At 75.1% G+C, this 19,747-nt stretch carries 22 protein-coding genes; 12 read left to right on the top strand and 10 right to left on the bottom strand.

Annotated elements, in window-relative coordinates:
- Positions 1-155 precede the first annotated feature (155 nt).
- The 3 genes from AB0G08_RS03530 to AB0G08_RS03540 all read left to right on the top strand — a co-directional run bounded on the left by AB0G08_RS03530 (position 156) and on the right by AB0G08_RS03540 (position 2,856).
- Positions 156-1,550, top strand: a complete 1,395-nt coding sequence (locus AB0G08_RS03530; RefSeq protein ID WP_358082505.1) for an MFS transporter — start codon at positions 156-158, stop codon at positions 1,548-1,550.
- 288 nt (positions 1,551-1,838) lie between these two features.
- Positions 1,839-2,624: an NAD(P)H-binding protein gene (locus AB0G08_RS03535; protein WP_358082508.1), complete on the top strand. Its 786-nt coding sequence runs from the start codon at positions 1,839-1,841 to the stop codon at positions 2,622-2,624.
- A 37-nt stretch (positions 2,625-2,661) separates the two neighbouring features.
- Positions 2,662-2,856, top strand: a complete 195-nt coding sequence (locus AB0G08_RS03540) for a hypothetical protein (RefSeq protein ID WP_132235413.1) — start codon at positions 2,662-2,664, stop codon at positions 2,854-2,856.
- Positions 2,857-2,935: 79 nt separating this feature from the next.
- Here the strand turns inward: AB0G08_RS03540 and AB0G08_RS03545 are convergent, their stop codons facing one another.
- Positions 2,936-3,136: a hypothetical protein gene (locus AB0G08_RS03545; protein WP_358082512.1), complete on the bottom strand. Its 201-nt coding sequence runs from the start codon at positions 3,134-3,136 to the stop codon at positions 2,936-2,938.
- 152 nt (positions 3,137-3,288) lie between these two features.
- Between AB0G08_RS03545 and AB0G08_RS03550 the strand changes: the two genes are divergently transcribed.
- On the top strand, positions 3,289-3,837 hold the full coding sequence (locus AB0G08_RS03550; protein ID WP_358082915.1) for a YbaK/EbsC family protein: 549 nt from the start codon (positions 3,289-3,291) through the stop codon (positions 3,835-3,837).
- A 104-nt stretch (positions 3,838-3,941) separates the two neighbouring features.
- Here the strand turns inward: AB0G08_RS03550 and AB0G08_RS03555 are convergent, their stop codons facing one another.
- The 4 genes from AB0G08_RS03555 to AB0G08_RS03570 form a co-directional block, all read right to left on the bottom strand.
- Positions 3,942-4,577 (bottom strand): DsbA family oxidoreductase, encoded by a 636-nt coding sequence (locus AB0G08_RS03555; protein ID WP_358082515.1) that lies wholly within the window; start codon positions 4,575-4,577, stop codon positions 3,942-3,944.
- 20 nt (positions 4,578-4,597) lie between these two features.
- Positions 4,598-5,026 carry a SufE family protein gene (locus AB0G08_RS03560; RefSeq protein WP_357866730.1) on the bottom strand — a complete coding sequence of 143 codons (429 nt, stop codon included), beginning with the start codon at positions 5,024-5,026 and terminating at the stop codon, positions 4,598-4,600.
- A gap of 75 nt (positions 5,027-5,101) precedes the next feature.
- The gene (locus tag AB0G08_RS03565) at positions 5,102-5,527 is read right to left on the bottom strand and encodes a CBS domain-containing protein (RefSeq protein WP_089002765.1); all 426 of its coding nucleotides are present in this window, start codon (positions 5,525-5,527) and stop codon (positions 5,102-5,104) included.
- Positions 5,528-5,582: 55 nt separating this feature from the next.
- Positions 5,583-7,352, bottom strand: a complete 1,770-nt coding sequence (locus AB0G08_RS03570; RefSeq protein WP_358082518.1) for a proline--tRNA ligase — start codon at positions 7,350-7,352, stop codon at positions 5,583-5,585.
- Between the two features lie 277 nt (positions 7,353-7,629).
- On the opposite strand from AB0G08_RS03570, the gene AB0G08_RS03575 reads away from it, so the two are divergent.
- Complete coding sequence (locus tag AB0G08_RS03575; RefSeq protein WP_358082521.1) at positions 7,630-8,844, top strand: MFS transporter; 1,215 nt, start codon at positions 7,630-7,632, stop codon at positions 8,842-8,844.
- A gap of 58 nt (positions 8,845-8,902) precedes the next feature.
- Here AB0G08_RS03575 and AB0G08_RS03580 read toward each other — a convergent pair whose 3' ends face one another.
- Together AB0G08_RS03580 and AB0G08_RS03585 are read right to left on the bottom strand one after the other, a co-directional pair.
- A complete protein-coding gene (locus AB0G08_RS03580; RefSeq protein ID WP_358082524.1) occupies positions 8,903-9,409 on the bottom strand; it encodes a roadblock/LC7 domain-containing protein in 507 nt (168 codons plus the stop codon).
- Positions 9,406-9,777 (bottom strand): hypothetical protein, encoded by a 372-nt coding sequence (locus tag AB0G08_RS03585; protein WP_358082527.1) that lies wholly within the window; start codon positions 9,775-9,777, stop codon positions 9,406-9,408. Before AB0G08_RS03585 ends, AB0G08_RS03580 begins: the two co-directional genes overlap by 4 nt.
- A gap of 424 nt (positions 9,778-10,201) precedes the next feature.
- On the opposite strand from AB0G08_RS03585, the gene AB0G08_RS03590 reads away from it, so the two are divergent.
- The 3 genes from AB0G08_RS03590 to AB0G08_RS03600 all read left to right on the top strand — a co-directional run bounded on the left by AB0G08_RS03590 (position 10,202) and on the right by AB0G08_RS03600 (position 12,386).
- A complete protein-coding gene (locus AB0G08_RS03590; protein WP_121397367.1) occupies positions 10,202-10,969 on the top strand; it encodes an SGNH/GDSL hydrolase family protein in 768 nt (255 codons plus the stop codon).
- Positions 10,970-10,972: 3 nt separating this feature from the next.
- Positions 10,973-11,419, top strand: a complete 447-nt coding sequence (locus tag AB0G08_RS03595; protein WP_358082531.1) for a hypothetical protein — start codon at positions 10,973-10,975, stop codon at positions 11,417-11,419.
- A 64-nt stretch (positions 11,420-11,483) separates the two neighbouring features.
- Positions 11,484-12,386 (top strand): sulfurtransferase, encoded by a 903-nt coding sequence (locus tag AB0G08_RS03600; RefSeq protein WP_358082534.1) that lies wholly within the window; start codon positions 11,484-11,486, stop codon positions 12,384-12,386.
- Between the two features lie 129 nt (positions 12,387-12,515).
- Here the strand turns inward: AB0G08_RS03600 and AB0G08_RS03605 are convergent, their stop codons facing one another.
- Positions 12,516-13,703: a hypothetical protein gene (locus tag AB0G08_RS03605; protein ID WP_358082536.1), complete on the bottom strand. Its 1,188-nt coding sequence runs from the start codon at positions 13,701-13,703 to the stop codon at positions 12,516-12,518.
- Positions 13,700-14,245: a SigE family RNA polymerase sigma factor gene (locus AB0G08_RS03610; RefSeq protein WP_358082539.1), complete on the bottom strand. Its 546-nt coding sequence runs from the start codon at positions 14,243-14,245 to the stop codon at positions 13,700-13,702. Before AB0G08_RS03610 ends, AB0G08_RS03605 begins: the two co-directional genes overlap by 4 nt.
- Positions 14,246-14,521: 276 nt before the next feature.
- Between AB0G08_RS03610 and AB0G08_RS03615 the strand changes: the two genes are divergently transcribed.
- Positions 14,522-15,088 (top strand): VanZ family protein, encoded by a 567-nt coding sequence (locus AB0G08_RS03615; protein ID WP_358082542.1) that lies wholly within the window; start codon positions 14,522-14,524, stop codon positions 15,086-15,088.
- On the opposite strand, the gene AB0G08_RS03620 is transcribed toward AB0G08_RS03615, so the two are convergent.
- Positions 14,982-16,247: an MFS transporter gene (locus AB0G08_RS03620; RefSeq protein ID WP_358082545.1), complete on the bottom strand. Its 1,266-nt coding sequence runs from the start codon at positions 16,245-16,247 to the stop codon at positions 14,982-14,984. The genes AB0G08_RS03615 and AB0G08_RS03620 overlap by 107 nt on opposite strands.
- A gap of 154 nt (positions 16,248-16,401) precedes the next feature.
- Here AB0G08_RS03620 and AB0G08_RS03625 point away from each other — a divergent pair, with 154 nt between their 5' ends.
- From AB0G08_RS03625 to AB0G08_RS03635, 3 genes are all read left to right on the top strand, one after another.
- Positions 16,402-17,025 (top strand): TetR/AcrR family transcriptional regulator, encoded by a 624-nt coding sequence (locus AB0G08_RS03625; protein WP_357866699.1) that lies wholly within the window; start codon positions 16,402-16,404, stop codon positions 17,023-17,025.
- Between the two features lie 195 nt (positions 17,026-17,220).
- Entirely contained in the window at positions 17,221-18,588 is a 1,368-nt protein-coding gene (locus AB0G08_RS03630; protein ID WP_358082548.1) for a biotin carboxylase N-terminal domain-containing protein, read from the top strand.
- Between the two features lie 163 nt (positions 18,589-18,751).
- A complete protein-coding gene (locus AB0G08_RS03635) occupies positions 18,752-19,672 on the top strand; it encodes a hydroxymethylglutaryl-CoA lyase (RefSeq protein WP_358082551.1) in 921 nt (306 codons plus the stop codon).
- The last annotated feature ends 75 nt before the right edge of the window (positions 19,673-19,747 follow it).

A 19,747-nucleotide genomic window follows, 5' to 3' on the forward strand; every position in this document is an offset into this window, starting at 1 on the left:
CGGAGAGAGCCGGGTCACCCTTGACCTCAATCCGGGTTGAGGTCCGAGGCTGATCCCATGCTGATCGAACTGCCCCGCTCCGGGGCGGGTACGTCGAACCGGCGGGCCCATCCCGGTCACCGCCCGCTGTGGCTGCCGCCTCCGGCGGGTCGGCGGTGACCGACACGGCGGCGCCCGCCGCCCCGGTCGCCGCCGAGGCCGGGATCTTCGCGCCCCGGCTGCGGGCGATGACGGTGGGCAGCGTCGCGCTGATCTCACTGCTCGCCTTCGAGGCGCTGGCGGTGGGCACCGCCATGCCGACCGTCGCCCGCAGCCTCGACGGGCTGGCCCTCTACGGGATCGCCTTCGGGGGCCCGTTCGCCGCCAGCGTGCTCGCCATGGTCGCCTCCGGCATCTGGTGCGACTCGCGGGGCCCCCGGGCGCCGATGTGGCACGGGCTCGTCTGGTTCGTGCTGGGGCTGGTGCTCGCCGGCGGGGCCGGCACCATGGGCGTCCTGGTCGCCGGCCGGATCGTGCAGGGCTTCGGGTCCGGCCTGCTCTCGGTGGCGCTCTACGTGATCGTCGGGCAGGCGTACCCGGAGGCGCTGCACCGGCGGATCTTCGCGGCGTTCGCCGCCGCGTGGGTCGTACCGTCGCTGGTCGGGCCGGCGCTGGCCGGCCTGATCGTGGAACACCTCGGCTGGCGCTGGGTCTTCCTGGCGGTACCGGTGGTGGCGGTGCCGGCGGTGCTGCTGATCCATCCCGGCCTGCGCGCGATCGGCGCGACCGCGGCGACGGGGCTGCCGGCCGGCGCGGTGGCCCGGATCGGCTGGGCCTGCGGGGCGGGGGTGAGCGCCGCACTGTTGCACGTCGGGGGGCAGCAGCGCGGCGCCGCCGCCGTCGGGTTGGTGGCCCTGGCGTTGGTCGGGCTGCTGGTCTGCGCGCCCCGGCTGCTGCCGGCCGGGTTCCTGCGCGCCGGCCGGGGCCTGCCCACGGTGATCGGGCTGCGCGGCCTCGCCTCGGCCGCGTTCGTCGGGGCGGAGGTGGTGATCCCGCTGATGCTCTCCCGGGAGCGCGGGCTGTCGCCGACCGCCGCCGGTCTGGTCCTGACCACCGGCGCGCTCGCCTGGTCGGCAGGTTCCTGGTTGCAGGGGCGGATGCCCGCGCCGCGCTCCCGGGCCACCATGCCGAGGGCGGGGCTGACCTGCATCGCCGCCGGCACCGCCGTGGTCACGCTCGCCGTCGCGCCGGCGGTGCCGGTCTGGGTCGGCGTGCTCGGCTGGGCCGTCGCCGGCCTGGGCATGGGGCTGCTCTATCCCTCGCTGTCGGTGCTCACGCTGGAGCTGTCCGCCCCCGGCGAGCAGGGCCGCAACAGTTCCTCCCTGCAACTGGGCGACTCGCTCTTCGCGGCGACCGTGCTGGCGCTCACCGGCGCGGTGCTCGCCGCCGGTGCGGCCCCCGGGCCGGCCAGCTACGCCGGCACGCTCGCGGTGACCTCCGGGTTGGCCCTGCTGGGCGTCGTGCTCGCCGGCCGGGTGGTGCCCGGCGCGTCCGGGATCCGCGCCGGCTGACCGCCCCGCCACCGGCCGTGCCGGCCGGGCCTGCGTGATCCACCTCGACGCCCGCCGTCCTCGGCCGGGCGCCGCTTCCCGGCTGTCGGGGCCGGCGTCCGGACCGCCGGGTCTTCCGAGCCGGCCGGTCGGCGGCGATGTGCCGATTCGATCCGGCGGGGACCGTCGGCCCGGGAGGATGGGCGGGCTCCGGTGAGTCGCCGCACACCCGGTCACACGCGTACGCCGGACGCCGTCGGCACCACTGTCGCGCGGCGGGCGCGCGACGGGGCGGAGAGGGAGGCAACCATGCGGGTGCTGGTCACCGGGGCGGGCGGTCGGCTCGGGCGGGTCGTGCTGCCCCGGCTGCGCGCCGAGGGCTGGGACGTCCGGGCGACGAGCCGGCGGGCGCGTACCGGCTCGTCGGCGCGGTGGGTGGTGGTCGACCTGGCCACCGGGGAGGGGCTGGCCGGGGCGGTGGCCGGCGTGGACGCCGTCCTGCACCTGGCCTCGGCACCGAACCGGGGGCGGCAGACCCACCGGGTCGACGTGCTCGGCACCCGCCGGCTGGTCGTCGCCGCCGGTCAGGCGGGCGTACGGCACCTGGTCTACGTCTCGATCGTCGGGGTGGACCGGGTGCCGATCCCCTACTACCGGCACAAGCTCGCCGCCGAGCAGGTCGTGGCGGCCGGGTCGGTGCCGTGGACCGTGCTGCGGGCGACCCAGTTCCCGGAGTTCCTCGACGGGATGCTGCGCGGGGCGAGCCGGCTCGGCCCGGTGCTCGGCGACCCGGCGGTGCTCGCCCAGCCGGTCGACCCCGGCGAGGTCGCGGACCGCCTCGTCCGGCGGCTCACCGCCGGTCCGTTGGGCGGCATCGAGGAGTACGGCGGCCCGGAGGTGCTCCGCTTCGACGAGGCGGCCCGGGCGTGGACGGCCGCCCGGCGGTCCCGCCGTCCGCTGCTCCCGGTGCGGATACCCGGCAGGCTGGGCCGCGCCCTGCGCTCGGGCGGCCTGGTCACCGGAGCGACCCCGAAGGGCGTCCGGACCTGGGCCGACCACCTCGCCGACACGTACGGGGGAACCGGCGCAAGATGAACGGCCCGCGCGTTCACGTCCGGCCTACCGTGACGCCATGTTCGCCATGGTCGCCACCGTCATCCTGTACGTCGCCGGTTTCGTCTTCCTCTACGGCGTGATCCGGCTCGCCATCCGCCACGCCCTGGAGGAGATGGAGGTGCGTCGGGTCCAGGCCGAGCGGGCGGAGGAACTGGCCTCCGTCCGGGACCGCGCGCTGCTCCGCGAGAACGGGTTCCTCACCGGCAACTGACCGACCGGTGCCGGCCCCGGCTGGCGCGTTCGGGCCCGGCCCGTCCCGGCGGTCCGGGACGGGCCGGTGCTCCGGGTGACTAGAAGTCGGCGGCCACGGCCAGGTTGAACTTGTCGATGGCCGCCTTCTTCTCCTCCGGGAGCGACTCGACGTCGATCCGGTCGGTCTCGCCCCTCCCGTCGTGGGTGTCGACCCCCTTGAGGAGGTGGTCGACGATGGAGTTCGCCTCGTCGGTGGTGAAGCCGGCGTCGGTCAGGATGTGCAGCGGAAGTTCACTCATGCCGGACGCCGGTACCCGGCAGAACCCGCTCCCACACCCCGTCGGACCCCGTCTCGGGATCGATAGGGGTAGCCCCTGCCGCCGGCGGCACCCCGGTCGTCGGCGGTGTGGTGGAACCCCGGGTGCTGGCAGGTGCGAGGATCGCAGGCGTGATGGGGACGCTGAAGACCGAACCCGCCCGCAGCCGGCTCGACCTGCTCGCTCCGCCGGTCGCCGCCGCCGTCGGGCAGTGGCCCGCCGAGGCGCCGGTGGACGTCGAGGACGTGTTGGTGGCGCCGATCGACGCCGGGCTCGCCGACACCGCCGCCTTCTGCGCCGCGTACGAGGTGGGGCTGGACGAGTCGGCCAACTGCGTGGTGGTGGCCGGCAAGCGTGAGGGGGTCGTGCGCTACGCGGCCTGCGTCGTGCTCGCCACCACCCGCGTCGACGTCAACGGGGTGGCCCGCCGCGCGCTCGACGTGCGGAAGGCGAGTTTCGCGCCGATGGCCGACGCGGTGGAACTGACCGGCATGGAGTACGGCGGCATCACCCCGATCGGCCTGCCGGAGCAGTGGCCGATCCTGGTCGACGCGCGGGTGATCGCCGCCCCGCACGTGATCATCGGGTCGGGCGTACGGCACAGCAAGATCGCGCTGCCCGGCCCGGCGCTCGGCGCGTTGCCCGGCGCGCGCGTGGTGGAAGGGCTGGCCAGGCCGGCCTGAGCGATCACGCGCGTCGATACCGTTGCACGTGAAACATCACGCCCGTCGATGCCTGCCGTTGTCCTGGCGGGCGTCGGCGTGGCGCGCGTCGCGGGCCGGCGGCCTCAGTCGGCCTCGGCCTCGCGGCGGTCCACCTCGGCCAGGGCGGCGAGCAGCGTCTCCGGCTCCTGGGCGCCGGTGACCGCGTACCTGCCGGCCAGCACGAAGGTGGGCACGCTGGTCACCCCGATCTGCCGGGCGGTGGCCAGTTCGTCGGAGAGCTCCGCCACCCGCTCGTCGGAGTCGAGGAAGCGGCGGGCCTCGGCCGCGTCCAGGCCCACCTCGGCGGCGAGCGCGGCGAGCGCGTCGCGGGAGCCCACGTCGACGCCGTCGGTGAAATGGGCGCGGTAGAGCGCGTCGGCGATCTCGGCGGCGCGTCCACGGTCGGTGGCCCAAGCGACGAGGCGGTGCGCGTCGAAGGTGTTGGCCGCGACCGCGCGGTCGAAGTCGAGCTTCAGGCCGACCTGGGCCGCGACCTCCGTCACCTGCCCGAACATCTGGCGGACCCGGTCCGGCCCACCGAACTTCGCGGCCATCGCGTCGACCAGCGGGCGCGGCTCCGACACCGGCGACGGATCGAGCTGGAACGGCCGGTAGCGGACGGTCACCTCGCCGTCGTACGACTCCAGGGCCTGCTCCAGCCGACGCTTGCCGATGTAGCACCAGGGGCACACGACGTCGGCGTAGATCTCGATCTCCATGTCGGGTGACAACCCTCCGCTCAGCTGGTCTGTTCCCGGACCTGCCGCTTGAGCCGGGCCAGGATGGCCGTGCCGCCGCGTACCCGCAGCGGGCTGATCGCCTGGGCCAGCCCCATCCGCTGGTAGAGGTCGTCGGGCACGGCGAGCACCTCGTCCGCGCTCGCCCCGGCCAGCCCCTCGGCGAGGATGCCGGCGAACGCGCGCGTGGTGGGGGCCTCCGGCGGGCAGTCGAAGAGGGTCTCCACCGTCTTCTCCGGAGTCACCCGGGCGCGCAGGAAGAACGCCGTCTGGCACTCCGGCACCTGCTCCATGCCCTCCCGGTCGGCGGAGCCGGCGGGCAGCGGCGGGACGACGTCGGCGTACTCCAGCAGCATCTCCAGCACCACGTCGCGGGGCGCGGCGGCGAACTCGTCGACGATCTCGGAAAGCCTGGCCGGCATGGATGACATGCCCCCGAGGCTACCGCCGCCGGGGACGGACCCCTCCGCTGCCACGGACGTCAGGAAGGGGCCCTTCCGTGCACCTCAGACGGTGGGCGCCTGCTCGCTGATCTCGCTCAGCGCCGACTGGGGGTCGAGCTGCATCGCGAGGTCGCCCAGGGAGACGATGCCGACCAGCTTGCGCTCGCTGTCGCAGACCAGCACCCGCCGGATGCCCCGCTCCCGCATGAGGGCGGCCGCCTCGGCCGCGGTCGAGTGCTGCTCGATCATCACCACCTCGCGGGTGATGATCGAGCCGATCGTGGTGGTGGCCGGGTCGCTGCGCTCGGCCACCGCCCGGACGACGATGTCCCGGTCGGTGAGCATGCCGGCGAGGGTGGCGCCGTCGGTGACCACCACGTCGCCGATGTCCGCCTCCTTCATCACCCGGGCCGCCTCGTCCAGGTTGGTCTCGGCGGGCAGGTAGATGACCTGCTTCGTCATCACGTCGCTGACCCGGTAACCGGTCATGAGAGCCTCCAGAACACTTGCGCCGATCGGACTGCGGTACCCCGTGACACGTTCGCTACACCACGCTCCCGCGCTCCCGGTGTACCCGTTCGACGAGTCGGTCAGCCACCTCGTCGACCGGCAGTTCGACGCGCTCGCCGGACGCCCGGTCGCGCAGCTCCACGTACCCCTCGGCGAGGCGGCGGCCGACCACGACGGCGCGCGGGATGCCGATCAGCTCGGCGTCGGTGAACTTCACCCCGGCGGAGACGTGCGTCCGGTCGTCGACGAGCACCCGCAGGCCGGCGGCGGCGAGCCGCCCGCCGAGCTCCAGCGCCGCGTCCAGCTGCGGCCCCTTCCCGGCGGCCACCAGGTGTACGTCGCACGGCGCGACCGCCGCCGGCCAGACCAGTCCCCGCTCGTCGTGGTGCTGTTCGGCGATCGCCGCGACCGCGCGGGACACCCCGATCCCGTAGCAGCCCATGGTCGGCCGGACGGGCTTGCCGGCGGGGCCGAGCACGTCGACGGCGAAGGCGTCGGTGTAGCGGCGACCGAGCTGGAAGATGTGCCCGATCTCGATGCCCCGCCGCATGGTCAGTTCGCCGGTGCCGCAGGCCGGGCAGGGGTCGCCGGGGCGCACCTCGGCCGCCTCGATCGTGCCGTCCGGCACGAAGTCCCGGCCGCAGACCACCCCCGTCGCGTGCCGGCCCGGCTCGTTCGCGCCGGTCAACCACGCGCTGCCCGGCACCACCCGGGGATCGACCAGGTAGCGGATGCCGAGCTTCGCCAGGACCTGCGGGCCGATGTAGCCCCGGACCAGCTCGGGGTGGGCGTCCCAGCCGTCGAAGACGTCCACCGTGGCCGGGGCGACCGCCGCGCCGAGTCGCTTCAGGTCGACCTCGCGGTCGCCGGGCAGCCCGACCACCAGCAGGTCGGTCTCCTCCGCGCCGGGACGGCGCAGGGCGAGCACCACGTTCTTCAGGGTGTCGGCGGCGGTCCAGTCGTCCCGCCCGCCCAGGCGCCGGGCGTTGGCCAGCTCGACCAGGCTGGCGATGGTGGGGGTCTCGGGGGTGTCGTGCACCTGCGCCCCCGGCTGGGCGTCCGGGTCGCCGGCCGGCGGGGCGGGCGTGGTCACCGCCTCGGTGTTGGCCGCGTAGTCGCAGGCGGTGCAGCCGACGAAGGTGTCCTCGCCGACGGGCGTCGCCGCCAGGAACTCCTCCGACGCCGAGCCGCCCATCGCCCCGGACGTCGCGTGCACGATCGTGTGCTCCAGCCCGAGCCGGTCGAAGATCCGCCGGTACGCGCCCCGGTGCCGCTCGTACGCCGCCGCGAGGCCCGCGTCGTCGAGGTCGAACGAGTAGGCGTCCTTCATCAGGAACTCGCGCCCGCGCAGCAGGCCGGCGCGGGGCCGCGCCTCGTCGCGGAACTTCGTCTGCACCTGGAAGAGAGTCACCGGGAAGTCCCGGTACGAGCTGAACAGGTCCTTGACCAGTAGCGCGGCCAGTTCCTCGTGGGTGGGCGCGAGCAGGTGCTCCGCGCCGCGCCGGTCGGCGAAGGTGAAGATGTCGTCGCCGTACTCCGTCCACCGGCCGCTGGTCCGGTAGGGCTCGGCCGGCAGGAGCGCCGGGAAGTGCACCTCCTGGTCGCCGATCGCGGTCATCTCCCGCCGGACCACCTCGGTGACCCGGTCCAGCACCAGCTTGCCCAGCGGCAGCCAGGTGTAGCCGCCCGGCGCGGCGCGTCGGATGTAGCCGGCCCGCAGCAGGAGCCGGTGGCTCGGCACCTCCGCGTCCGCCGGGTCCTCGCGCAGGGTCCGGAGCAGCAGGGTCGACATGCGTAGCAGCATTGGCGCAGCGTACGGCGGCCGGCGGTGGGGCGACGATCCATTTCGGGTACGGCGTCAGGCCGGTTCCGGACCGGTCACGTCGCCGGGACGGGGCCGAGCCGGGTGGAGGGACGGCAGCACCCGCGGACCGTCGCGCAGGCTGCTGGCGCGGTGGGAGGCTCGCCGGGTCGGCCTGCTGACGGCTTGACCTCAACCACGGTCGAGGTTGAAGACTCGGGGTCATGGAACGGGTACGGATCGGAATCGTCGAGGGCGCGACACCTTCCGGTCGGCGGGCGTGACCGGGGTCGCCGCGGCGCCCGCCGCCACCGACCCGGTCGCCGGCCGCCGGGCGGCGCTGGCCGTCCTGCTCGCCGGCTCCCTGCTGACCGTCCTCGCGGGAGCGGTGCTGACCCCGGTGGTCGAGCTGATCCGCAACGAACTCCGGCTCACCGGCACCGCCGCCGGGCTGGTCCTCACCGCGCACGGACTCTCCCTCGCCCTCGCCGGCCCGCTGGTCGGGCGGGCCATCGACCGGTGGGGGGTGCGCACCCCCCTGGCCCTCGGGCTGATCCTGTACGGCCTCGCCGGCGGCGCGGGCCTGGTCACCGACAGCTATCCCCTGCTGATCGCCACCCGCCTGCTGTTCGGCGTCGGCGCGGCGCTGGTCTTCGCGGGGACCACGCTCGGGCTGCTCGACCTCTACGCGGGGGCGGCCCGCGACCGGGCGATGGGCTGGCGGTCCACTGCGATCAGCCTCGGCGGGGTGCTGTTCCCGCTGCTGGGCGGGGTGCTGGGCGGGCTCTCCTGGCACGCCCCGTTCGCCGTCTACCTGATCGGGGTGCCGCTCGGCCTGGTCACGCTCCGGGTGCTCCCGGGGCGCCGCGCCGCCGTCGGCACCGACGGGCCGCCGGGGCGGCCGGGGTCGCTGTGGGGCCTGCTCCGCGACCATCCCGCGCTCGTCGGGATCTACGGCCTCCAGGCGGTGACCAGCCTGCTGCTGTACGGGGTGCTGGTGTTCCTGCCGCTGCGGCTGGCCGAGGTCGGCATCACCGAGACGGCCCTCGTGGCGGTGTTCACGGGCGCCCCGTCGTTGACCATGAGCGTCGTCGGCCTGGGCTACGCGCGGACCCGGGCCCGCCTGGGTCAGGTGCGGCTGCTCGCGGTCACCCTCGCCGTCTTCACGGTCGCGCTGGTCACCCTCGGGCTGACCGGTTCGCCGGTGCTGATGCTGGTCGCGCCGGCCGTCTTCGGGATCGGCATGGGACTGGTCGTGCCGGCGCTGACCGTCCTGGTGGCCGAGCACTCCCCGCCCGCCCGACGTGGCCAGGCCACCGCGCTGCTGGCCAGCGCCACCTTCGCCGGCCTGTTCGTCTCGCCGCTCCTGCTCGGGTCCGTCCAGGCGGCCACCTCGACCCGCGGCACGTTCCTGACCGGGGCGGCGCTGGCCGGTGCCACCCTGGCGCTGCTCGCGGTGCGCCTGCGCGGCGGGCGGGGGCCGTCGACGCGCTGACCGGCCGACCCGGCCGGCGGAACGGCGCCCCTGCCCACGCCCGAGGCAGCCGCCCCTGTCAGGACCTGTCGCCGGCGGCGTCCGTGCACTGATCCAGCAGACCGGCGAGCCGTCCGGCCACCGCCGGGGCGTGCAGGTGCAGCCGGGCCACGTTGATGCTGTCCTCGCCGACCACGGCGAGCAGCGCCTGCGGGCTGACCGCGTAGACGCTCAGGTAGCCGCCGGCGTTGCGGACCGTGGACTGCTGGAAGTCGCCCTGCCCCAGCCGGAGCCCGACCTGCCGACCCAGCCCGTACGTGGTGGCGGCGAGCGCCGCCAGGTCGTTCGGGTCGACGTCGGTCTGCAGGTTGTGGGTGATGAGCAGGCCGTCCACGCCGCCGAGGACGCAGCCGTGCACGCCGGGGATCTGCAGGCGCAGCTCCGCCAGCTCCTGCCCGATCGCCGGGTACGGCAGCGCCATGTTCCCGGCCAGCGACGGCGGCAGCGGGCGCGGTGGCGGCAGGGTGCCCGTGGCGCGTGCGGTACGACGGGGCAGGGGCGTCTCGATGTCGTCGATCCCGCTCACAACTCCAGGTTCTCCTCGATGACGCGCAGCTGGTGACGTGCCATCGCCAGGTTGGCGCGGCTCTTGCTGACCATCAGATAGAGGAAGAGCCCCTTGCCGGTGCGGCTGGTCACCGGCCGGATCAGGTGGTACTGGGTGCCGAGCGTGATGAGGATGTCCTCGATCTCGTCGTTCAGGTTGAGCATCTCGATCGTGCGCAGCTTGGCGCGGACGACATCCGTGTTGCCGGCGGCGGCGACGGTCAGGTCGATCTCGCCGGTGCCTCCGGCCACGCCCAGCGTCATCCCGCTGTGGTAGTCGACGAGCGCGGCGCCGATCGCGCCGTCGATGCTCATCGCGGTCTTGAGTGCCACATCAAGGTTCGGCACGGTGTTTCTCCCAGGACTTACGGGCGGCGTCACCGTCTGCGATGCAGAGGGTAATCCGGCGGTGACAAGGGGTGTGACCTCGTGAAACAGGCTTGGACGAGGCTCGCACATCGGGGGCTGCGGCGCATCCGGTGGCGCCGCCATCCAACTGACCGGACCGGGACGGCCGGCCGGCAGTCTCGCAAATGGAACGCTCCGACGGATGGCCGACGACGCCTCCGTGTTGTTCCGGTCCGGCGGGGCGAGGAGGACCGTCCCGCCGCGATCCCCGCCGGGCACGATGACCTCCACCACGTTTGCCCGTCGGCCGCCCCCGCCGCCGTCCCCGCGGGTGGAAGACTGTCCCGCGTCGGGAAGGGACTCTCCTCCTACCGGAAGCGACAGCGAGGCGCCCTTCCCTACCGCACGGCGGAGGGATGATCAGGTGCGCTGGCGCAGTTTCGTGGCGGTGGGGGACAGCTTCACCGAGGGCATGGACGACGCGTATCCGGACGGCAGCTACCGGGGCTGGGCGGACCTGGTGGCCACCCGACTGGCCGCCGAGGCCGGCCCCGACTTCCGGTACGCGAACCTGGCCATCCGGGGCCGACTGTTCCCCGGCGTGGTGGCCGAGCAGGTGCCCGCCGCGCTCGCCATGAAGCCCGACCTGATCAGCTTCGCGGCGGGCGGCAACGACGTGCTCCGCCGCACCTTCGACCCGGACGCCCTGGTCACCCGCTTCGACGACGTGGTGCGGAGGCTGCGCTCCGGCGGCGCCGACGTGGTCCTCTTCCGGTTCGCCGACGTGATGGCCCGGCTGCCCGGCCAGCGGCTCGTCGCGCCCCGGGTGCAGCTGCTCAACCGGGCCGTCGGCGAGACGGCCGAGCGGCACGGCGCGATCCTGGTCGACCTGTACGCCGACGACGCGTACCTCAACCCGATGCTCTGGAGCACCGACCGGCTGCACCTCTCGGCCGCCGGGCACCGGCGGGTCGCCGCGCAGGTGCTCAACGCGCTGGGCGTCGGCTGCGACGAGGAGTGGCTGATGGTGCCGCCGCACCCGGCGCCGACGCCCTGGCTGGCCGCCCGCGCCGCCGACCTGCGCTGGGCCGGGCGGCACCTGGCGCCGTGGATCAAGCGCCGGCTCACCGGCCGCTCCTCCGGCGACACGGTCACCGCCAAGCGCCCGTTGCTCGGCCCGATCGCCGACTGAGCCGTGCTCACCCTGCACACCGCGCCGCTGCTGCGGACCGCGCCCGACGCCCCGTCCACCGCCGGGGCCGCCGTCGCGGTCCGGGCCGACCGGATCGTCGCGGTGGGTCCGCTGGCCGAGCTGACCGAGGCGTACGCGGGGGCCCGGGTCCGCCGCTGGCCGGGCACGCTCCGGCCGGGACTGGTGCACGACGGGCCGCTGCCGGCCGCCGACACTCCCCGCGAGCGGGTGCACGCGCTGCTGCGCCTCGGGGTGACCGCCGTGCTGGCCGGTCACCTGACCGATCCGGCGCTACGGGCCGCCGTGGAGCGTAGCGACCTGCTGGTGCTGCCCGCCGCCGCACCGCCGGCGCTGGCACCCGGCGGTCGGGCCGACCTGGCCGTCCTCGACGCCGACGGCGCCTGCCTCGTGACCGTGGTGGCCGGCCGGATCGCCCACCGCCGCGCCTGACCGTCGGCCGACGCCGTTCCCGTTGGCCGGCCGCGGGCCCGCGATCCGGCGTACCTTGGGGATCATGTCTGTGCCGAGCGATCCCGATCCCCGACTCCAGTCGTACGCGGACCCGCAGCGGTTGGTCACCACCGAGTGGCTGGCCGAGCATCTGGGCGACGAGGGCCTCGTCGTGGTCGAGTGCGACGAGGACGTGCTGCTCTACGACACCGGCCACATCCCGGGTGCCGTCAAGGTGGACTGGCACACCGAGCTGAACGACCAGGTGACCCGGGACTACCTGGATGCCAAGCGCTTCGCGGAGCTGTGCGCCGCCAAGGGCATCGGCCGGGGCGACACGGTCGTCTTCTACGGCGACAACTTCAACTGGTGGGCCGCGTACGCCCTCTGGGTGTTCAGCCTCTTCGGCCACCCGGACGTGCGGCTGCTCGACGGCGGCCGGCAGAAGTGGGTCGCCGAGGGGCGCGAACTGACCCGGGACAAGCCGGCCCGGCCCCACGCCGACTACCCGGTGCCGCAGCGCAACGACGCGCCGGTCAGGGCGTACCGCGAGCAGGTGCTGGCGCACGTGGCGGCGGGCCGCCCGCTCGTCGACGTCCGGTCGCCGGGCGAGTACACCGGCGAGATGCTGCACATGCCGGACTACCCGCAGGAGGGCGCGCTGCGCGGCGGACACATCCCGGGTGCGGTCAGCAAGCCGTGGAAGTCCGCCGCCAACGACGACGGCACGTTCAAGTCGGCGGACGAGCTGCGCGCGATCTACGCCGACCAGATCGGGCTCAGCCCGGACGACGACATCGTGGCCTACTGCCGCATCGGCGAGCGGTCGAGCCACACCTGGTTCGTGCTGCGGCACCTGCTGGGCTACCCGCAGGTGCGCAACTACGACGGTTCGTGGACCGAGTGGGGCAACCTGGTCCGGGCCCCCGTCGTGAAGGGCGACCAGCCCGGCGGCCTGGCGAGCTGACGCGTCGGCCGGTCCCCTCGCGCCCGCTGCGGTCGCGCGGGGGACCGGCCCCTGCGGCGGTACGCCGGCAGGACGGGCGTCGACCTCCTGGCCCGGCGCTTTCCTACCGCCCGCCTAACCGGCGGCGACTCAACCGGCGGAGAGCGACACCGCCCCGAACAGGTTCCGCGTCACGCCCGTCACCTCGCCGGTCTCCGGTTTCCAGCGCAGCAGCCCGCCCGGGTTGTGGCGCAGCAGCACCGCCCCGTCGGGCTCCCAGCCGAGCACCTCGCAGCAGCCCTTCCAGCGGTCCCGGCCCAGGTTGAGCAGATGGGTCACCACACCGGTGCGCGCGTCCAGCACCGCGACGCCCTCCAGACTGCCCATGCTGCCGGTGGTGATCCAGGCAGCCCGCGCGAGCCGGTGGCCGTTGAGCCAGCCGCGTCCGTAGAACTCGTCGACCTGGTTGCCCGGGGGCAGCGCGCGGAAGTCGACTGGCACCTGGTCCAGTCCTCGTCCCCTCTCGTCGGTGGCGACGCGGTGCAGCCTCAGGTCTCCCGGCGCGCCGCCCAACTCCAGCAGGAGATCCGGCTGACCCGTCGGATCGGGCGCCGCCATGTTCCAGGGCGACACCGGGACCTTCCGGCTGGCGCCCGTGCTCGGGTCCAGCTCGTACGTGGTGTCGTCGTCGCCGACGAGCAGCCGGTCGCCGGACCAGAGGACGTGCTCCAGGTAGCCCTTGAGCGGATGGCGGCGTACGGCGGCGGTGGTCAGGTCGACCACGATCACCTCGTCGGTCTGGGCGAAGGCGGCCGTCCGCCCGTCCGGGGAGAGGCTGCCGCTCTTCAACGGCACCGCCTCGTTGCCCCCGGCGTCGCGGGTCGGGGCGGGGGTGACCACGTCGAGGTCCCGTACGACGCCGTCGTCGCCGAGCACCCGGATCCGGCCCGCGACGCCGGTCGCCGGGTCGACCGGCTGGTGCAGCGCCAGCGCCTTGCGGACCGGGCGGGCCGAGAGCGTCGCGCCGACCGGGTCGCCGAGGCGGCCCAGCGGGTGCCCGGGATAGGCCAGCTCGGCCGGGGGCGTCTGCACGGGTACGGGGTGCGGGGTCGCGCTCTCCTGCGGTGTCGCCGTGGCGGCCGGTGGCGGCGGCGCGGCGGGGCGCAGCGCCAGTGCCGTACCGCCGGTGAGCAGGGCGACCGCGAGCGCGGTGGCGCCGGCGGCGCGGCGGGCGCGACGCACCCGGCGGGCCCGTTCCCAGCCGGTCGTCGCCGGGTGCGCCGGCCGGACGTCCTCTGCGGCGACGGTGAGCAGCCGGTGCAGTTCCTCTTCCCTCACGGGTTCACCTCCATCCCGGTGACCAGGCCGCCGCCGGACCGCCCCTCGTCGCAGCCGAGTTCCGGTGCGACCTCGCGGAGCCGGCGCAGCGCCGCGTGGCACTGGCTCTTGACGGTGCCGACGGTGACGCCGAGCGCCTCGGCGGTGGCGGCCTCGGTGAGGTCCTCGAAGTAGCGCAGCACCAGCACGGCCCGCTGCCGGGGCGGCAGGTGACCGAGCGCGTCGCGCAGCGCGAGCCGCAGTTCCCCGTCGCCCTCGGTCGTGGCCCGCTCCGGCGGGTACGCGCTCAGCCACTCCCGGCGGCGTCGGCGCCACCAGGAGACGGCGTCGCGGTAGAGGATGGCCCGCACGTACGCGGCCGGGTCGCCGTGGCGCACGGCGGGCCAGCGCAGGGCGAGCTTGAGCAGGGCCTCCTGGAGCAGGTCCTCGGCCTGGTGCCGGTTGCCGCAGACCAGGTAGGCCGCGCGCAGCAGCCGGTGCTGGTGGCACTCGACGAAGGCGACGTAACCGTCCCGCCCGTCGTCGGTCGTCGGCGGTCCCATCCGCCCTCCCTCCGGCCGGTCGTCGCGCGTTCGCGTCACCACATAGACGCACCGGGGCCCGGAAAGGTTGGGCGGTGCCGGCTGCTCGCCGCCCCGGTGCCGGGCGCGGCGGGGACGGCCGGCTTCGGTGCGGTCAGGCGTCGGGCGCGCCGCGCAGGTGGAGCTGGACGGTCGGCGGATCGCGATGCGCCTCTCCGGCCTGCCCCACGCGACGGTGCCCGCGGCCGGGCATCCCGGTGGAACAGGCGCGACGAAGCGCGCGGCTAGGCTGCCCCGGTGGGCCAGGTGTGGCGGGACTGGGGTGGCGTGCTGCTCGCCGTGGCGGCCGGGCTGCCCCTGCTGGCCCTGCTCACCGCCGTGCTGGCGCGCCACCGGCGCGACGCCGCGACGGCCGGGGAGTCGTGGCGGCGCAGCGTCGCCGAGGTGGGCGCGGTGGCCGGCACCCTGCCGTGGGTGTGGATGATCCTCACCCCCCGGCCCGCGCCCCGGCAGGTCGACCCGGTGCCGCTGCGCGACCTGGCGGACCTGCTGACCGGGCCGCCGACGACCGCCGTGGTCCAGGTCGTCGGCAACCTGCTGGTCTTCGCCGCGCTGGGCTTCTTCGCCCCGGTACGCCTGGCCGCACTGGCCGGCGTCGGCCGGCTGTTCCTGCTCGGGGCGGCCGGTTCCGTGCTGGTCGAGTCGCTCCAGTACGCGCTCGACCTCGGCCGGGTCTCCTCGGCCGACGACGTGCTGCTCAACGCGACGGGCGCCGCCCTGGCCGGCCTGCTGTCGCGGCGCTGGTGGGCCCGGCGGGCGGTGCCGGCGCGGCCGGTCCCAGCGTCCGCCACGCCGCGAGGGTGACCAGCACGAAGACCCCGGCCACGGCTGCCGCCACCGGCCCCACCCCGTACGCCGCGCCGGCCACGCCCGCGAGGGCCGCCCCGACCGGCGCGGTGAGCAGGCCGACCATCCGCTGGGCGGCACCCACCCGGCCGAGCAGGGCGGCCGGCACGTGCCGCTGCCCGTACGAGGCCCAGAGTCCGTTCCAGACCGTCGTGCCGGCCGCGAAGACGGCCAGCGCCAGCCCGCCGGGCACCGGATGCCGGGCGAGCGCGAGCCCGGTCAGCGCGACGGCCTGGCCGGCGAGTACGGCGCGGAGCGCGGGCACCGTGCCGAGCCGGGCGGCCAACCGACCCGCGCCGAGTCCACCGGCGAGCCCGCCGAGGACCGCCCCCGCGGCGAACAGGCCGTACCCGGCCGGCGGCACCCGCAGGACGTCGAGCGCGTAGAGCACCAGCACCGCCATCAGCCCACTGATCGCCAGGTTGCTCCCGGCGGTCGCCATGGTCAGCCGCCACAGCATCGCGTCCCCGCGTAGCCACCGCACCCCCTCGACGCCCTCCCGCCACACCGACCGCCCTCGCCCGGGGTGCGGGCGGGGGCGCGGCGGGGGCGGGCGGAGGGCGAGGGTCAGGAGGGCGGCGGCGGCGAAGGTGAGGGCGTCCACGGCGAACGGGAGGGGGGCGGCGAGGGCGAAGAGCACGCCGGCGGCGGGGGCGCCGAGGAAGCCACCCGCCACCGCCGAGCCGGCCTGGAGGCGGCCGTTGGCCCGGGCCAGCGCGGCCGGCGGCACCACGGACGGCAGCATCGCGAACGAGGCGGCGTCGAAGAGGGTGCCGAGCGCGGCGAGCAGGAACGCCACCGTCACGAGGGCGGCGACGCCGGCCCGGTCGAGGGCGACCGCGAGGGCGAGCCCACCGACCACGGCGGCGCGCAGCCCGTCCACCACCGCCATCGTCCGGCGGCGGTCCCAGCGGTCCGCGTACACGCCGCCGAGCAGGCCGAACAGCAGCGGCGGGAGCTGCCCGGCCACGGTCACCACCGCGATCACCCGGGGATCGCGGGTCAGCGTCGCGGCCAGCAGCGCCAGTGCCGGCGTACGCAGGGCGTCGCCGAGACGCGAGGAGACGGCGGCGGACCAGAGCAGGCGGTAGTCGCGGCCGAGCGGGGGTGCGGTCATGCCGGCGACCCTCGGGGCTCGACCGGGTCGAGGGTCAAGGGGGCCGGACGCGGCGCTCGCCTTGCTTGGACGTGGCGGTTCCGGGTCCGGACGTGAGCCAACCGACGGGTAACGAAGGCTCCACGGCGGGCTCGTCGCGGTCTACGCTTGCCCGGTGACGGTGGAGCAGCAGGCACGGGGCAGGGCGAACGGTGCCGCGGGGTCGGGCCGGCGCCGGTCCCGCAAGGACGAGATCCTGGAGATCGCGGTCGGCCTCTTCGCCTCCCGGGGCTATCACGGCGTCTCGATGGACGACATCGGCGCGGCCGCCGGGGTCACCGGCCCGGCGCTCTACCACCACTTCGCCGGCAAGGAGGCCATGCTGGTCGCCGCGCTGATCCCGGTCAGCGAGGAGCTGCTGGCCGGCGGCCAGCAGCGGTCCGCCGGCCACCCCGACGACCCGCGCGGCGCGCTGGAGTCGCTGATCGACTTCCACGTCGACTTCGCGCTGGCCAACCCGGCGGTGATCGCCCTGCACCTGCACGAGCTGGACCGTCTCCCCGACGAGCCCCGGCGCCGGATCCGCCGGCTCCAGCGGCTCTACGTCGAACAGTGGGTCACCGTGCTGACCACGCTGCACCCGGGCATGCCCGACGGCGAGGCGCGGGTGCTGGCCCACGCCGCGTTCGGTCTGATGAACTCGACGCCGTTCCTGGGTGGCGAGGTGGACCGGCGCCGCCGGGCCGAGCTGCTCCGCGCCGCCACCCTGGCCGCCCTGCTGGCCCACCCCGCTTCCTGACCCGGCACCCCGACCCGGCCCCGGGCGGCGGACCCGCCCGACGCGCCGGGCGGCGTCCGCGCGGGTGCGGCACCGGCCGGCCACGCCGGTTCCCGCGCCGCCACGCCGGGGAGAGGCGTACCCGTCGATTCGTCAGTAACCTTCCCGCCGTGGTTCTCTAGCACCCGTCCCGACCCCCGGACGCTGGGAGGAAACATGATCGAGTCGCTGCTGGTCGCCAACCGGGGCGAGATCGCCCGCCGGATCATCCGGACCGCCAGGCGGCTCGGCATCCGCGCGATCGCGGTGCACTCGGAGGCCGACGCCGGCCTGCCGTTCGTCACGGAGGCCGACGAGGCGGTGTGCGTGGGTCCGGCCAACCCGGCCCAGAGCTACCGCAACGTCGAGGCCATCCTCGCCGCCGCCAAGTCGACCGGCGCGCAGGCCATCCACCCCGGCTACGGCTTCCTGTCGGAGAACGCCGACTTCGCCCGTACCGTCGAGGCGAGCGGACTGATCTGGATCGGGCCCGGCGCGGACGCGATCACCGCGATGGGCGACAAGATCAACGCCCGGAACCTGATGGCGGCGGCCGGGGTGCCGGTCGCGCCCGGGACCACCGACCCGGCGGCCGACCTCGACGCGGCGGTCGCGGCGGCGGCGGAGATCGGCTACCCGGTGATGGTCAAGGCCGCAGCCGGTGGCGGCGGCATGGGCATGGGCGTGGCGACCGACGAGGCCGCCCTGCGCACCGAGTACGACAAGGTGCGCTCCTTCGCCGAGCGGATGTTCGGCGACGGCTCGGTGCTGATCGAGCGGTACTTCCCCCGGGTGCGCCACGTCGAGGTGCAGATCCTCGGCCTGGCCGACGGCCGGGTGGTCGCCCTCGGCGAGCGGGAGTGCTCGGTGCAGCGGCGCAACCAGAAGCTGGTCGAGGAGTCGCCGTCGCCGGCGGTCTCCCCGGAGCTGCGCGAGCGCTTCCTGGCCGCCGCCGTGCGCGCCGGCGAGGCGGTGAACTACCGCAACGCGGGCACCGTCGAGTGCCTGCTGGTCCCGCGCCAGCGGGACGCCAGGGGTGACGGCGCCGACTCCGAAGAGTTCTTCTTCCTGGAGATGAACACGCGGCTCCAGGTGGAGCACCCGGTCACCGAGCTGGTCTACGGCGTCGACCTGGTGGAGGAGCAGCTGCGGGTGGCCGCCGGTCTGGCGCCGACCTTCGACCCGGACGCGCTCGCCCCGCGCGGGCACGCCATCGAGCTGCGGATCAACGCCGAGGACCCGAAGCGCTTCCTGCCCGGCCCCGGCGTGATCAGGACCTGGGTGGAGCCGACCGGCGAGGGCGTCCGGGTGGACTCCGGCTACGTCGAGGGCAACACCGTCACCCCGTTCTACGACAGCCTGATGGCCAAGCTGATCGTGAGCGGCGCGACCCGGGCCGAGGCGGTCGAGCGGGCACGGGCGGCGGTGGCCGCCTTCGAGCTCGCCGGCCCGAAGAACAACCTGCCCTTCTTCGCCGAGCTCCTGGAGAACCAGGAGTTCCTCTCCGGCGACTACGACACCGGCATCGTCTCCCGCATGCGCTGACCCCTGCCGGTTTCGCTGCGTCGATCATGAGGTTGGCGGTGCGGTTCGTCGCTTCCGCCGCGGTCAACCTCATGATCGGCGCCGCTGGGTGCGGAACCGGTGGCGTGGGTGGGAGGCTGGGGGGACCCAGCACAAGCACTGCGTCACAGTGAGGTGACCCCTTATGGCGGAACTGCCAGGCTCCGTGTCGATCCGCGAGGTCGGGCCGCGCGACGGGCTCCAGAACGAGGACCCCATCCCGACCGAGGCCAAGGTGCGGCTGCTCGACGCCCTCTCCGGCACGGGCGTGAAGCGGATCGAGGCCGTCTCGTTCGTGCACCCGAAGGCGATCCCGCAGATGGCCGACGCCGACGAGGTGTGGCAGCGGGCCGCGAAGGCCGACGGCGTGCGCTACTCGGCGCTGGTGCCGAACACCCGGGGTGCGCAGCGGGCCCTGGCCGCCGGGTTCACCGAGATCGAGGTGGTGGTCTCGGCCAGCGACACGCACAACCGGCGCAACGTCAACCGCTCCACCGAGGAGTCGCTGGACGACATCGCCGAGCTGATCGACCTGCTGCACGGCGCCGGCGCGCAGGCCGAGGTGATCGTGGCGACCAGCTTCGGCTGCCCGTACGAGGGGGACACCGACCCGGCCCGGGTGGCCGCCATCGTGGACCGGGTGGTCCGCGACGGCGCCGACCGGGTGGCCTTCGGCGACACCACCGGCATGGGTACGCCCCGGCGGGTCCGCGAGCTGCTGACCGCGGTCCGCGACCGCAACGCGCACGTCCCCGTGCTGCTGCACTTCCACAACACCCGGGGGACCGCGCTGGCCAACATGCTGACCGCGCTGGAGCTGGGGGTGACCGAGTTCGACGCCAGCGTCGGCGGCCTCGGCGGCTGCCCGTACGCGCCGGGGGCCAGCGGCAACCTGGCGACCGAGGAGGCGGTGCACATGCTGCACGACATGGGCGTCGACACCGGCATCGACCTGGACGCCCTGATCGAGGTGGCCGAGCTGGCCGAGCGGCTGGTCGGCCGGCAGCTCCCCTCCGGCGTGCTGCGCGCCGGCCCCCGCACCCGCCTGACCCCCCTCCCGGCCTGACCGCGATCTCCGGCCGGCCCTGACTTCCGGCCTGGCCGCGATCTCCGTCCCCGGCCCTGACACCCGGCCCGGCCG

This window comes from Micromonospora sp. NPDC023644 (genome assembly GCF_040640115.1).
Taxonomy (GTDB): Bacteria; Actinomycetota; Actinomycetes; order Mycobacteriales; family Micromonosporaceae; genus Micromonospora.